This is a genomic window from Paraburkholderia sp. J67, from assembly GCF_905220265.1.
Lineage (GTDB): Bacteria > Pseudomonadota > Gammaproteobacteria > Burkholderiales > Burkholderiaceae > Paraburkholderia.
The window spans coordinates 33721-47421 of record NZ_CAJMZK010000027.1 but is presented as its reverse complement, the minus strand read 5'-3'; the positions used below and the strand labels follow the sequence as shown (position 1 = coordinate 47421).

The window sequence follows — 13701 nt, the reverse complement described above, 5'->3', positions numbered from 1 at the left end:
ATCCGGTCAAGTGACCAAAATCAGACCGGCATACGTCCGGGCATCACAGGTGCAAATTCTGGCCATGCGCTCAGATTGACGAAACCCACTCCGGCACGACCATGAACAGGTCGCCAACGAGGCCGTAGTCGGCCACGCTGAAGATCGGCGCTTCTTCGTCCTTGTTGATCGCGACGATGACCTTCGAGTCCTTCATGCCGGCCAGATGCTGGATCGCGCCCGAGATGCCGACAGCCACGTACAGTTGCGGAGCGACGATCTTGCCGGTCTGACCGACCTGGTAGTCGTTCGGCGCATAGCCCGCATCGACGGCTGCGCGCGAGGCGCCCAGCGCTGCATTGAGCTTGTCGGCAAGCGGCTCAAGCACCCTCGTGTAGTTCTCGCCGCTGCCCAGACCGCGGCCACCCGAGAGAATGATCTTCGCGCTCGTGAGTTCCGGACGGTCGAGCTTCGTGACTTCACGGCCAACGAACTGCGTGAGGCCGCTGTCTACTGCTGCTTCGAGCTTTTCAACCGCTGCGCTGCCGCCTTCGGCTGCAACTGCATCGAATGCCGTCGTGCGAACGGTGATGACCTTGATCGGGTCGACCGATTGCACTGTCGCGATTGCGTTGCCTGCGTAAATCGGACGCTCGAACGTGTCCGGCGCATCGACAGTGGTGACGTCGCTGATCTGCGCGACGTCGAGCTTCGCGGCGATGCGCGGCGTCACGTTCTTGCCCGCTGCCGTCGCCGGCGCGAGGATGTGCGAGTAGTTCTTTGCAATGCTCAGAACCGTCGCTTCGACGTTCTCTGCGAGACCCGCTTCGAGTTGCGGCGCGTCGGCCAGCAGCACCTTTGCAACGCCCACGATCTTCGCGGCTGCGTCGGCTGCAGCCTGAGCGTTGTGGCCCGCGACCAGCACGTGCACGTCGCCACCGATTTTCTGCGCTGCTGCGACCGTATTCAGCGTCGCGGCCTTGATCGAGTGATTATCGTGTTCAGCTATTACCAGATTCACCAGATTCGTCATTTTTCGTCTCGCTCCTTACAGCACCTTGGCTTCGGTCTTCAGCTTCTCGACCAGCGTCTTCACGTCCGGCACCTTCACGCCGGCCGTTCGCTTCGGCGGCTCGGCAACCTTCAGCGTCTTCAGACGCGGCGTGACGTCGACGCCCAGGTCTTCCGGCTTGACGGTCTCGAGCGGCTTCTTCTTCGCCTTCATGATGTTCGGCAGCGTGACGTAGCGCGGCTCGTTCAGGCGCAGGTCCGTCGTGACCACGGCGGGCAGCTTAAGCGACAGCGTTTCCGCGCCGCCGTCCACTTCGCGCGACACGGTAGCCTTGCCGTCGGCAACCACGACCTTCGAAGCGAACGTCGCCTGCGGCAGGTTCGCCAGCGCGGCAAGCATCTGCCCCGTCTGGTTCGAATCGTCATCGATGGCCTGCTTGCCGAGGATCACGAGTTGCGGCTGCTCCTTGTCGACGAGGGCTTTCAAAAGCTTCGCGACAGCCAGCGGCTGCAGGTCTTCATTCGACTCGATGAGGATCGCGCGGTCCGCGCCAATGGCCAGCGCCGTGCGCAGCGTTTCCTGGGCTTGCGTCACACCGGCGGAAACGGCGATGACTTCCGTCGCCACACCCGCTTCCTTCAGACGCACCGCTTCTTCCACCGCGATCTCGTCGAACGGGTTCATCGACATCTTCACGTTGGCGATGTCGACGCCCGTGCCATCCGACTTCACGCCAACCTTCACATTCGCATCCACGACCCGCTTCACCGCCACCAACAATTTCATTGCCGCTCCTCGTCCAATTCATTTGTATTGCTTACGCTCGTCGCCGGAATGATCCCTTCTGCCTTCCATACCTGTTCCAGACGCAGGTAATTTTCCCTGTTGCGCGCTTTCGTCGCGGCGCTGGGCGGATAATCGATCCAGCGCTGCGGAAGCATCCCCTCCTCTCCGGCCTGCAGGAGTTCGGCCCGGACTTGTGCGCGGGTTTTGCCCGGCGTCGGGCTGACGTCCAAACCCGTGCGCCCTTCCACGCGAGCCGTCTCGGTTCGCACACTCGGGTCATCCTGTACTTCACTCGAGGCGTACACGGAATGCGGAATGGATTGCTCAGGACGGGGAACGCCGCCACCACGCGCCTGAGCCGAAGCGGCGACGGTTGTTAGCACAGCGGCGAGAGCCGCATGACTCAATATGGCAGCAGCATTCATGTCGCATTCCTTATCAATAAATGAATTCAAAACCGGATTGAGGGCACTTCCCTCACACCAGCCTCTATCCGATAACCCGATTCGGGTGCCGTGGCGCCCCAACGCGAGGGAAATCCATCGCCGCCTGCGGCCTGGTTACTCCTTCGTCCACCCGTTCTGATAGAGCTTCCCTGCCAGCACGCCCAGACGCAGCGTGAGGTGATAGTTCTCGCCGTCCTCGATCAATGCGGAGCGCACATCGCGGAAGAGCTTCTCGATCGGGAACTCGCGGGTGGTACCGTTGCCGCCGAAGAGCTGGAACGCCTCATGCGTGATCTTCATCGCTTCTTCAGTCACGCTGACCTTGGCCTGGGCCGTCGCATACGGATGGCTCTTCGGAGACAGACGCGAGAATGCGAGGCTGCGTCGCGCAATCGCACGCGCCATCTCCAGCCGGCGCAGCATCTCGCCCACGCGTAGTTGCGTCATTTGATGGTCGATCAACAGTGCCCCACCTTGCTTGCGCTCGTGACAATACGCCAGCGCGAGTTCGAACGCAGCGCGGGCCACGCCTACGAACACCTGACACATGTGCGTGCCGGCGAACGACCAGGTCGAGGCCAGATTGCCGAGATAATCGTCCTGCTGCGCAATGGCGAAACGTCTGGGCACCTTCACATTGTCGAAGTAAATCTCGCCCTGCGGCAGCGAACGCTGGCCAATCTTGTCGAGCGGCTTGCCGCGCGAGACACCCGGCAGATCGAGCGGAATGATCATGCCGATGCCGTTCGTGAATGCACTGCGTTCCCCCGTGCCATAAAAGCCATCGCCATAGTCCGCAGCCATGTACGCGAGCGCCACCTGCGCGACCGAGCCGTTCGAAATCCACGCGGAGCTTTGTCCGTTAATGACGATTTCGTCTGCGCCCACCTTCGCCGTGAGGTTACCCACCGGCTGCTTGCCGCTCGCGCTGATCTCGTCGCGATAGAGAATCGCTGCATCAGAGCCACGGTCGGGCTGCGTGTTCATCCAGCAGCCAATCTTGCCGGTGCACATGTCGATCAGCTCCTGATTACCGACTGACTGCGCCATCATCAACGGAGCAGGCGCCACGCCGATCGAGACGGCAAGCCCTGCATCACCCCAGCCGAGCTCTTCGCCGATCAGCGATTCAATGCGCACCGCCATGTCGGGAGGAAGCTGCGCGAGCAGCTGCGGATCGAGGCCCAGCTTGGCGCTTTCCATCATGGCCGCCCAGTACGGCGAGCCGGGCGCGATCACTTCCTCCGGCGTCATGCGATCCAGTTCGCAGCCGACGGGCTTCAGCACGTCACGTGCGAAACGATGAACCGTGTCCTGGATCGCACGCTCCTCCTCACTCATCGGCGTTTCGAAACCGGTCAATCCTGCCAGCGGCAACCCCACGGACTTGTGCAGTCGAATCATTTCGGTACTCCTCCTATCCTGAACCCACGTCGACTGGACTGCCCCGCAATCCAGCCACTCTTTAATAGATCAACATACCAAACATAGGTAACAATACAAAACATGAGACAAAAAAAAAAGACAGGGTATTCCCCTGTCCTTTTTCCTCGCCCGCACAACCCTGCGGCCATCAAGCCATCTCGGCGTCTACCGTCCTCCCCCACACCAGGTTACGCGCAGTCTCGATAAACATCGCCTCGAATCCTCGCATGTACGCTCGCTTGCTGCGCGTGGTGCCGAGATGAAGTGTCATGCCGTCCACCATCGAAATAAGCAGCACAGCGATATGGGTGCTCTCGGCCGCCCCACGCTCTGGATTCGCGGCACGAATGAGCTTGCTGAGTTCGCTCGTCAAGGTGTCGTACCATTCGTCCCGCATCTGTGCGCACTCGGGGTCGGTAGAGGCAAACGAAAAGAAATGCCACCACAGCGGGATGTTCTTCGAGTCCTTCGCGTCGTGCACCGACTGATCGAGAATGGCTTCGATCGTCGCACGCGGCGAAGCGTTGTTCTGGAGAGCCTGCTTCAGGACATTGAGATACGTTTCGATCACCGGCGCCATCACTGCCCGCACGACGTCAGGGCGCGTCGGGAAGTAGTACTGGAGGTTGCTGACGCTGATTCCCGCTTTCAAGGCGACGGCACGCAGCGAGAAGTCCATGGGGCCATTCTCGAGCAAGAGCTTCCTGGCCACACGAATAATGGCATTGCGCGTACGTACACCCTGGGCCCGCAGGCCGTCGGGTGCGGTTCCCGTGGTGGGTGCTGCGCTCGACGTGCGCCGCTTACGGGGGCTGGGCTCTTTTGGCACTGTCATCGTTTCCGCCTTGAGTGAGGTAGACGTCTCTCCGAGGAGGGGTAAAGCGGTCGCACGAACCGCTTCCTAGGTAAACATGACTATACCTTACACGAGGCTGAACATCCATATGGCGAGCCGCAGGGTTCGCGCCCGCGCTTCATCGCCGCCATGCACTACAGCCAATCGTCGGGCCGCTCCCAATGCCCTCAACGCTTCCGGTCGAGGCATGGTCGCCGCGGGCGCCGTACGATAATGCCATGCGCCTCACGCATGTCGTGCCTGCGCGGCCCGCGCCTTACCGTTTACGCGGTCATCGAGCGCGTTCACCACGCCTAACGCCCCGTTCATGACGCACCAGCGCAACGGCTCGGGCAGCGTCGATGGCGTCTTGTGATCGAGCGCCGAAAGGAGCGGATTTTCGATGCCGCGAATCCGCCCGGCAATCATGCTTCCGACCATGGACTGGGCAGCCACGCCATGTCCGGAGCACCCCGCACTGTAGAAAATGTTCTGATGTGCCCCTGTCGCCCCAACAACCGGCAGCGCGTCACTGGCCAGGCTGATATAGCCGCTCCAGCAGGCCCGCAGCGCGATGCCCTTGAGGGTCGGGAAGCGGTCATGCAGGGCTGTGCGCAGTTCGCGATACGACTCGTAGTCGGGCACGTTCGGCGTTTTGGAGCCGTATGGGTAGTGGATACGCTTCGTCGTCACCACGAGGGTATTGTTGACGGTCAGGCGATGGCTCTCCATGGTCCAGTGCGCTGTCACGATGCCTTCACGTCGCGGCCAGCCCAGCGCCCTGCGCTGGTCATCGGAAAGCGGCTCGGTCTCGATCGCGGAGACTCGCAATGGCACAACCTTGTCCGCCAGCAGACCGAGTTGCGGCGTGTAGGCGTTGGTGGCCAGCATCAGTACCGGCGCACTCGCACTGCCGCGCGGGGTTTGCACCTTGATGACCGGCCCCTCGGTGTAAGACAGCAGCGGCGTGTTCTCGTAGATCTTCACGCCGGCCCGCAAAGCCGCGCGCCTGAGCCCCATCACGTACTTGCCCGGGTGGAGCGTGCCGCCGCGCGGCACGTAGTTGCCGAACAAGAACGCCGGCGGAATGCCACGTGCGCGCATCTCGGCCTGATCGAGAAACTCCGACTGAAAGCCCAACCCGGCGCCGGTTCGCATGTCATCGCGCACCTTGTCTTCCTGAGCGGGATCGATGCCCGCCCGGATAATGCCCGTCTGGTTGTAGTCGCAGTCGATCTCGTACTCCTTGAGCTTACCTTCCACGAAGGGAACGGCGTCTTCGTAGTAGCGGACGATCTCCTGCCCTTTCTCGTTGCCTACACTCTTGAGAAAAAGATCGTATTCGAGCGAGAGTGCACCTGCCAGATAGCCCGCGTTGCGTCCACTTGCACCAAAGCCGGCAAATTCGCGCTCGAGCACGACCACTTTCGCTCCGTGCCTGACCAGTTCGAGCGCTGCAGAAAGCCCCGCAAAACCGGCGCCGACGATGACCACATCTGCACTCACGTCGCCAGTGAGTTCAGGCTGCATGTCGCCTGGCCGTTCTACCCAGCCGCCGAGCGTGCGGTACTTCTCCAGGTCAGCGGCCATTCTGGCCGCCTCCACTGGGACAGCCGATTCGACGCGGGAGCATTGCGTAGCCGCCACCGCCGGCACGACCACGGCTGCCGCCGCCGCACCCTTGATGAAGGTGCGGCGGTTCACTCCGGAACGCGAGCCGTCCTGTTGTCCTGCTTGTGCTTCCGTTGTCTCGTTCATACATGCTCCATCAAACCTTGCTCAGAATGTGGACAGCAAGCGCCGCCTCTTCGATGCCCTGAAACCCACCGCCGTTTTCCTGAATCGCGTGGCGCGCGCCCGGCACCTGACGCGCGCCCGCTTCTCCGCGCAGTTGAGAGACCAGTTCGTAAAGCTGACCGATTCCCGTCGCACCCAGCGGATGCCCCTTCGATTCGAGGCCGCCGGATGGATTGATTGGAATGCGCCCGCCGACCGTGAACTCGCCACCTTCGGCAGCGGGACCGCCCTGGCCGGGCGGGACCAGTTGCAGGTTTTCCGCCTGAATGATTTCGCCCATCGCCGACGCATCGTGCACCTCGGCAACATCCATGTCCTCGGGGCCGAGGCTTGCCTGCTCGTAGGCCTGCAGCGCCGCGAGGCGGCCGATGTTCCGTTCGGGCTCTTCGATACCGCGATGAGTGAAGCTGCGGATCACGCTTGCCGCAATGCGGATACAACGCTTGCGATCGGCGCCGATGCGCCGCAGCCCCTCTTCGGAACAAAGGATCGCAGCGGCCGCACCGTCCGAAACCGGCGCGCACATGGGCAATGTGATCGGATACGTTATCGGCGGCGCCGCGAGCACTTCGTCGATCGTGAACGGCTGACGGAACTGCGAGTACGGGTTATGCACCGAATGCAGATGGTTCTTCGACGAAACTGCTGCGATCTGGCGCTGCGTGGTGCCGTAGGTCTTCATGTGATACCGGCACAGCGCGGCGTAGACCGACATGAAGCGGCTATAAGGCCGATCGGACTCCGATCCGGACGTAGGCTCAATACCTTCGCCAAGCTTCATCAAATTGGAAAAGTTCTCGTCGACACGCGACACGTCCCAGCCCGCCTCGAACAGGGCGAATGATTTCGCCTTGTCCGGGACGTTCATCTTCTCTGCGCCGAGCGCGAGCGCCACATCGCAGGCACCCGACCGAAGCGCCTGGGCCGCGAGATGCACCGCAGTGCTGCCGGATGCACAGGCGTTTTCGACGTTGTAGACCGGAATGCCCTCGATCCCGATCTTGCTGAAAACGACCTGCCCCGGAATGGATAGCTGGCCCTGCAGCGGCCCATTGGTGATACCCGCATAGAAAGCCGCGCCGATCGCCCCGCCATCGCAGCCCGCATCTTTCAGTGCGCCGCGTAGTGCTTCGCCTGCGAGATCGTCGATGCTGCGCTCGAAGTGCCGGCCGAACACGGTCATCGCAATGCCGGCGATGTAAATGTCGCTCATGTGTTTTATCTCTCCGTGGCTCACTCAGATCCGGCGGGTTTGACCCTGCCAGTACTGCTCGCGCAGATCCTTCTTCAGCACCTTGCCGGCGGTGCTGCGTGGCAGCGCCGCAATGAAGTCCACGCTCTTCGGTGACTTCACCGAGCCGAGCTTCTCCTTGCATAGCGCCACGAGTTCTTCGGCGCTGACGCTCTGCCCCGCGTTGAGCTCCACCACCGCCTTCACAGCCTCGCCCCACGTTTCGTCGGGCACGCCGATCACCGCGCAATCCTGCACCGCCGGGTGCGCCCAGATCACCTGTTCGACTTCACTCGGGTAGACATTGAAACCGCCGCTGATGATCATGTCTTTTTTGCGGTCGGTGATGTGCAGATATCCTTCGGTATCCAGATGACCGACGTCGCCCGTGTGCAGCCAGCCCTCGACGATCGCTTCCGCGGTCTTCTCCGGCGCCTTGTAGTAGCCCTTCATCACGAGGTCTCCGCGCACGCAGATTTCGCCGGTCTCGCCCTGCGGCAGGATCTCGCCGCGATCGTTCAGAATCTCGACGCGCACGAGCGGATTAGGGCGGCCAACCGAGGAGAGCCGCTCTTGCGGCGCAAGCTTGCCGTCCACGAAGTGTTCGGCCGGTGTGAGATAGGAAATCGATGCCGGAGCTTCCGTCTGGCCGTAGCCACCCGCCATGACCGGGCCGAACACCTCGATCGCGCGCTTGAGCTTTTCCACCGACATCGGCGCCGCGCCATACAGAAAGCACTTGAGCGACGAGAAATCCTGGTTTTCGATGCCAGGGATATCGAGCAGGCGGTAGATCACCGTCGGCGGAAGGAAGAACTCCGTGACCCGATGTTTCGCGATCGCCGCGAGAAGCAGCGCTGGGTCGGGCTTCGGCAGCACGACCACCGTACCCCCGCGCGCGGTGCACGGCAGCGACAGCATCCCCGCGGTATGGGTCATGGGCGCCGCGGCAAGATTCACCGGACGCTCCGCGCCGTACGGAAACGCCATCATGAATTGCGCGAAGTAGGTCTGAAACGCGCGATGCGTATTCATCACGCCCTTGGGCAAACCCGTCGTCCCGCCCGTACCCGAAAGCGTCACGATGTCGTCCATGTCGTAGTCGACGCGCGGTTCGGTCGCGGGCTGCGCCGCGCTCCACTTCTCCAGCGACGGTGCCCACGGCAGATCGGCATCGATACAGATCCAGAGCCTGACCTTGGGGAGGCTGGGACGCAGCGCTTCAATCACCGGTGCGAATGCCTGGTGGAAGAACAGCGCTTCACAATCGAACGCGTCGAGGAGGTACTGGTTCTCCTGCGGTGCGCTGCGCCCGTTCACCGGGATCCACACCACGCCTGCACGCCACAGTCCCAGCGTGCAGATCCATGCCGTGACGTCGTTGTCGGCCCAGACCGCTGCCTTCGCTTCCTTTTCGAAGCCAGCAGCGAGCAGGCCGTTGGCGATGCGGCACGACAGCGTGCGCACCTCATCGAACGAATAGCTGCGCTCGTTCTGAATGTAGGCGACGCCGTCGGGATTGATGCGCCAACCGCGGTCGAAGAAGTCAATGATTGCCATGTTCCATGTTTCCCTGAATCTGTCCTGAATCTGTACCGAAACTGCGCGCTTGCGGCGCTTACAGCTGCGTGACGGTCGCGCGCGCGAGCCCGCGCTGCTCGAGGAAGCCGAGCAGATAGCGATGTCCGAATGCCTTGGATCCCGAGGCAAAGCCCACCTTCGCGGTTTCGCCGTCGAGAAGCTTGATGGCTGCTGCCGTCTGGATGGCGCCGGTCGCGATGTATGGCGTAATGCCGTGCACGGTTGCGCGAACGGCCGAGAGCTGGCCGCGACCGATCGCGAAGTCGACCGTGCGATGAAGCGACGTGCGTTCGCGTGGCGGCATGGCCGGCGTGGTCGAATCGACGAGTTGCTTGAGCACCGCATCCTGCTGCTCGTGCGGCAAGTTCGCGTACTCGGCATCCCACTTCTGCCCGAGCGCATGCACCATCTGCATCGCGTTGTTGTCGTAGAAGCCCACGCAGGAAACGCAGCTGCGCACGCGCGGATCGTTCTCGAAGTACACCGGCAGTGACGTTCCGCCCCACGGCAGCGCGAACACGGGCTGAAGGAAATCGGGAGAAGCGATGTTGAACGAGGCGTGCCGGTCATGCGGCACCAGCTTCTTTTCCCACAGATAGCAGGATTCCTGACGATAGCCTTCGAAGATGGTCGCGGTAGACCCTACGCTTACGCCAGCGCCGGCGCCGCGCGGGCCGCGCGTGAGCGTGGCGGTCTCCAGCGCGTCGGTGCCGGGCGTTTCGAGCGCCAGTTCAGCGGCGATTTCGGCGAACGTGTACATGTAGGCATTCGAGGGCGACACGAGCAGCCCGGCCTGCCGGAACTGCTCGCCAAACTGCTCGCGAACCTCGCGGATAAAGTGCTGCTCGCCCGTGGTGTCGAGGTAGTGGCAGCCTGCCTTGAGCGCCGCTTCCACGGCGGTGAGACCGAAGTTGAAGAACGGCCCGACCGTGTTGCACACGACCTTTGCACCGCGGAAGGCATTCACGAGCGAATCCACGGTGTGCCCGGCTTCGATGATTTCGTAGTTCGCCGACTCGAGGCGCACGACACGCTGCGCCATCATTTCCTGCGTGCGCTTCGCATTACGCGCCACGGCGGTAAAAGGAATGTTCTGGTCGATGAGCCAGTCCATGATCAACATGCCGGTGTAACCGCTTGCGCCATAAACGACGACGGGATGCTTTGCCATGCTTGTCTCCTGAAACGTGATTGGTCAAATGTTGCGTCTGTCAACTACCTGCGATGCCGCGTGAAGTGACGAGCACCGCCGTCGGTTGATGCAGCGATGACATGCGGCCACTTCATAGAACACAATGCAAAACTTAGGTCATATTGCCAAACTTAAGGCGCTGAAAAAAGACAGGGTATTCCCCTGTCTCTCCATTACTCCTGCCCGTTACGCCATGGCAGCTATTGCTTGCGGGCGTCACTGCCACCCGGCGTCAAGCTCGCGAGGTAGCTGGCCACCGCCTGGATGTCCGCGCCCGACAGGGAGGCCGCCATCCCGTTCATGGCGCCGCTCGGGTCATGACGCTCACCCGTCTTGAAGGCAACAAGCTGCTTCGCGAGATAGGCGGCGCCTTGGCCCGACAAACGCGGCACCTGATCCCGGCCCATAAACGACGCCCCGTGGCAGGCCTGACAACTTTTAGCCGCCACGAGTGCCATGCCGCGCTTTTCGAGTGCCGCCTCGGCGCGCACCGCTTCGCTTTGAGCTGGCGTCTGCCGCGCGAAATAGGCAGCCAGCGACTGGATCTGCTCGTCTGTCAGCTCTCTCGCAATCGGACCCATGTAAGGGTTGGGTCGCTGCCCGCCGGCAAACGCATGCAACTGGGCGACGAGATAAGCCTCCGGTTGTCCGGACAGCGCCGGATACCAGGCGTTGACGGACTGGCCATGCGCACCGTGACAGAAGACACAGGTCTCCTGCGGTTGCGGCCAGGGACCTCCGTTGGCCACCTCCGTCTTGTCGATCTCGCTCATCGCCTTTTCGAAATGCATGCCATCGAGATAATCGCGCCCGTAGAGCGCACCCACGCACACGACGCCTGCCAGCACGACAACTGCACCCAAGATCCATGCCCGCCTCATTCACGCCACCTCGCTACGTCGAGTGAAACCGGCCAGCGCCTGCAAGGCTGCGCGGTGGCCCGAGCGCACGGCGCCGTCCATAGCGCCGGCCCAGATGTCGGCGGTTTCAGTCCCCGACCAGATGAGGCGCCCCACTTCGGGATGCAGATACTTGCCCCACTTCGTCCAGAAGCCCGGCGGCATCGGATTGATGCAATGCAGGGTCCATGGATCGACCCGGCCCCAGTCGTAGTCGTGGAATTGCGATGGACGCAGCGCGCGGTCGCCGAATGCCCTGGCAAAAGTGGCCGACAGCGTTTTTTCGGCCATCGTGGGATCGTCCGGCAACATCCCCGGCGCGACGAATGCAGCGATTACGCCAAGTGACGCGTCGGGGGGGGAGTTGTCGTACGCCATGAAGACCGGGCCACCGACCTGGAAGATCGTTCCGCAGTAACCGGCGTCGCGCCAGAATGGCTTGTCGTAGACGTGGACCGTCTTGCGCATTGGGGCATTCGTGGGCCAGTTCTGCTGAAGCTGCGCCCGCCCGCCGGGCAGCGGCGGATCGAACACCACCTGATTGCACAGGGCCGGATTCATCGCGACGATCACGCGACGCGCCCTGACCACACCCTGATCGGTGTGTACCTCAACGACCTCGTGATCCCAGCCTGCGATCTTGCGCACAGGCGAGGACAGCCGGATCTTGTCGCCGAGGTGCTCGGCCATCGTGCTGCACAGACGCTGCGAGCCGCCGACGAAGCGCGTTTCCTGCGCGCCGCCCTTGAACGCTTCGAGCTGCGTGTAGTTGCAGCTCGCACTGTTGATCATCGATAAATAGTGCAGCAGCCCCAGCTGCGCCGGCGCACCGCCCGTGGTCAGCTTCGCCGCTAGCGCGAGAAAGTAGCCATCCTCGTATTTCACGCCCTGCTGCAAGAGCCACTCGCCGTAAGAGAGCTTGTCCAGTTCCGCCAGATGCGGGGCTTTCCACGGCGCGCCCGACGGCACGCCGCGCGACAGTTCGGCTAGCCGGTTGCCGATGGTGTCGTCCCCGCCAGTGCCGCCACGAAAATCCTGGGCCACTGTGGCGCCCTGTGCGATTACGACGGTCTTGCCCGTGTACCAGCTCGGAAACGTATCGATCTCGAGTTGCCGTGCCAGATCGAAGATCGCGGTCTGCCCGGGACCGATCCACTGTCCCCCGGCTTCGGAAATGACGCCGTGCCCAAGGTCATGGTTATAGGTGCGTCCACCGACGCGATTGCGTGCCTCAAGCACGACGAACGAATCGCATCCGGCCAGTTTGAGATCCCGACCCGCGGTTAATCCAGCGAGACCCGCGCCGATGATCGCGACGTCCAGAATGTCGCCATTCATGGGCTTCGTTACGGCAGCCTGTGCCAGCGAGATGCCGCCGGCCGCCAGTGACGCCGCGCCCATCGCCGTAAAACGTAGCAGCTGACGCCGGGTCTGCGTATCCGGCTTGCGTTTTCGATCCATCTTTGATGCCCAATTCAGTTTCATTACTTCTCCCCTTTCTTTTCTGCTAATAAGGAGAACGTTTTAACCAGGTCGCGTCCGGCGCTTCTCAATGGGCCGTCAGCACCCCGTCCTGCGAAAACAACACCGGTTTGCCGGCGCCGTCGATTAATGCGGCGGTGAGCGTCGCGCGATCTTCGCGCTGCTGGACTTCGAACCATTTGGCTCCCGCACCCTGCTTCAATATGAGGCCATTGAGACCCACACCGAACAGGCCGTTTCCGTTTGTAACGAGATCCGTGATCGAGCTCTTCGTCCCGGCGTTCAGTGGTGTCCACGTCGCCCCGCCGTCGCTGCTCTGGTACAGGCTGCCGAGCAGCCCGCCCACGACGATCCGTCCATCCGGGAGCGCCACGCCGGTCCACAGCGTGCCCTTGCCGCCCGTCGCCAGATAGCTCCAGTTCGCGCCGCCGTCCGTGGACTTGAGCACCATGCCCTGTTCCGAGTCGATATAGAGGGCTCCCGTGCGGTCTGCGAAGATGTGATACAGATTGCGGTCCGCACGGCCGCTGCCCGGCGGCTTGGGCACCGTTACCTTCGCCCACGTCTTGCCGCCGTCGTGCGTGGCAAGCATCAGCGACCACAGACCCACTGCAATGCCGTCTTTCTCGCTCGTGAAGAGCACAGAGAACAGCGGCTGGTCCACGGAGACGTCTATGCGCTGCTTCTGCCAGGTTTCGCCGCCGTCAGTCGTCGCGAGAATCACACCCCACTGGCCAACGGCCCAGCCGTGCTGCGCATCCGTGAAATTGACCGCCGAAAGCGTTGCCGAAACCGGCACGCTGCGCGCCTGCCGGAACGATTTTCCGTCGTTGTCCGACAGCAAAACGAGGCCGTGTTCACCGACGGCGACTATGCGCGGGCCCGCGCGTGTCGCGTCCAGTAACATCATGTGAGCCGGGTTCGCCCACGCGTGGGCGGGCTTTGCCGCCCAGTCCGCCACGGCCCCCGGCGGGAGGGCCCAGACTGCCGCGCTCGCGCACAGCGCGGCGCACGCAACAAGCATCTTGATCATGAC

Annotated in this window: 12 protein-coding genes; all 12 read right to left on the bottom strand. The window is 62.5% G+C overall.

Annotated features, from left to right (window positions below; genetic code table 11):
* Nucleotides 1-70: 70 nt before the first annotated feature.
* Nucleotides 71-1003: an electron transfer flavoprotein subunit alpha/FixB family protein gene (locus tag U5782_RS32845; RefSeq protein ID WP_321845237.1), complete on the bottom strand. Its 933-nt coding sequence runs from the start codon at nucleotides 1001-1003 to the stop codon at nucleotides 71-73.
* 24 nt (nucleotides 1004-1027) lie between these two features.
* A complete protein-coding gene (locus tag U5782_RS32840; protein WP_321845057.1) occupies nucleotides 1028-1777 on the bottom strand; it encodes an electron transfer flavoprotein subunit beta/FixA family protein in 750 nt (249 codons plus the stop codon).
* Nucleotides 1774-2202, bottom strand: coding sequence for a DUF4148 domain-containing protein (locus U5782_RS32835; RefSeq protein ID WP_321845056.1), 429 nt, complete (start codon nucleotides 2200-2202; stop codon nucleotides 1774-1776). Before U5782_RS32835 ends, U5782_RS32840 begins: the two co-directional genes overlap by 4 nt.
* Nucleotides 2203-2337: 135 nt before the next feature.
* Nucleotides 2338-3627, bottom strand: a complete 1290-nt coding sequence (locus U5782_RS32830) for an acyl-CoA dehydrogenase family protein (protein ID WP_321881173.1) — start codon at nucleotides 3625-3627, stop codon at nucleotides 2338-2340.
* A 169-nt stretch (nucleotides 3628-3796) separates the two neighbouring features.
* Nucleotides 3797-4483: a TetR/AcrR family transcriptional regulator gene (locus U5782_RS32825; protein ID WP_321889257.1), complete on the bottom strand. Its 687-nt coding sequence runs from the start codon at nucleotides 4481-4483 to the stop codon at nucleotides 3797-3799.
* Nucleotides 4484-4729: 246 nt separating this feature from the next.
* On the bottom strand, nucleotides 4730-6241 hold the full coding sequence (locus tag U5782_RS32820) for an FAD-dependent oxidoreductase (RefSeq protein ID WP_408585036.1): 1512 nt from the start codon (nucleotides 6239-6241) through the stop codon (nucleotides 4730-4732).
* Nucleotides 6242-6251: 10 nt separating this feature from the next.
* Nucleotides 6252-7493 carry a thiolase family protein gene (locus tag U5782_RS32815; RefSeq protein WP_321845051.1) on the bottom strand — a complete coding sequence of 414 codons (1242 nt, stop codon included), beginning with the start codon at nucleotides 7491-7493 and terminating at the stop codon, nucleotides 6252-6254.
* 24 nt (nucleotides 7494-7517) lie between these two features.
* On the bottom strand, nucleotides 7518-9071 hold the full coding sequence (locus U5782_RS32810) for a class I adenylate-forming enzyme family protein (RefSeq protein WP_322048037.1): 1554 nt from the start codon (nucleotides 9069-9071) through the stop codon (nucleotides 7518-7520).
* A 58-nt stretch (nucleotides 9072-9129) separates the two neighbouring features.
* Nucleotides 9130-10263: a saccharopine dehydrogenase family protein gene (locus U5782_RS32805; RefSeq protein WP_321845048.1), complete on the bottom strand. Its 1134-nt coding sequence runs from the start codon at nucleotides 10261-10263 to the stop codon at nucleotides 9130-9132.
* A 221-nt stretch (nucleotides 10264-10484) separates the two neighbouring features.
* Nucleotides 10485-11165: a c-type cytochrome gene (locus tag U5782_RS32800; RefSeq protein WP_322048036.1), complete on the bottom strand. Its 681-nt coding sequence runs from the start codon at nucleotides 11163-11165 to the stop codon at nucleotides 10485-10487.
* Complete coding sequence (locus U5782_RS32795) at nucleotides 11166-12644, bottom strand: flavin monoamine oxidase family protein (protein WP_322048074.1); 1479 nt, start codon at nucleotides 12642-12644, stop codon at nucleotides 11166-11168.
* 88 nt (nucleotides 12645-12732) lie between these two features.
* The gene (locus tag U5782_RS32790; protein WP_322048035.1) at nucleotides 12733-13698 is read right to left on the bottom strand and encodes a WD40/YVTN/BNR-like repeat-containing protein; all 966 of its coding nucleotides are present in this window, start codon (nucleotides 13696-13698) and stop codon (nucleotides 12733-12735) included.
* Nucleotides 13699-13701 lie beyond the last annotated feature (3 nt).

Coding starts and splice junctions, on each gene's coding strand:
- U5782_RS32840 (WP_321845057.1), bottom strand. CDS start 1,777: ATGAAATTGTTGGTGGCGGTGAAGCGGGTCGTGGATGCGAATGTGAAG.
- U5782_RS32835 (WP_321845056.1), bottom strand. CDS start 2,202: ATGAATGCTGCTGCCATATTGAGTCATGCGGCTCTCGCCGCTGTGCTA.
- U5782_RS32830 (WP_321881173.1), bottom strand. CDS start 3,627: ATGATTCGACTGCACAAGTCCGTGGGGTTGCCGCTGGCAGGATTGACC.
- U5782_RS32825 (WP_321889257.1), bottom strand. CDS start 4,483: ATGACAGTGCCAAAAGAGCCCAGCCCCCGTAAGCGGCGCACGTCGAGC.
- U5782_RS32820 (WP_408585036.1), bottom strand. CDS start 6,241: ATGAACGAGACAACGGAAGCACAAGCAGGACAACAGGACGGCTCGCGT.
- U5782_RS32815 (WP_321845051.1), bottom strand. CDS start 7,493: ATGAGCGACATTTACATCGCCGGCATTGCGATGACCGTGTTCGGCCGG.
- U5782_RS32810 (WP_322048037.1), bottom strand. CDS start 9,071: ATGGCAATCATTGACTTCTTCGACCGCGGTTGGCGCATCAATCCCGAC.
- U5782_RS32805 (WP_321845048.1), bottom strand. CDS start 10,263: ATGGCAAAGCATCCCGTCGTCGTTTATGGCGCAAGCGGTTACACCGGC.
- U5782_RS32800 (WP_322048036.1), bottom strand. CDS start 11,165: ATGAGGCGGGCATGGATCTTGGGTGCAGTTGTCGTGCTGGCAGGCGTC.
- U5782_RS32795 (WP_322048074.1), bottom strand. CDS start 12,644: ATGGATCGAAAACGCAAGCCGGATACGCAGACCCGGCGTCAGCTGCTA.
- U5782_RS32790 (WP_322048035.1), bottom strand. CDS start 13,698: ATGATCAAGATGCTTGTTGCGTGCGCCGCGCTGTGCGCGAGCGCGGCA.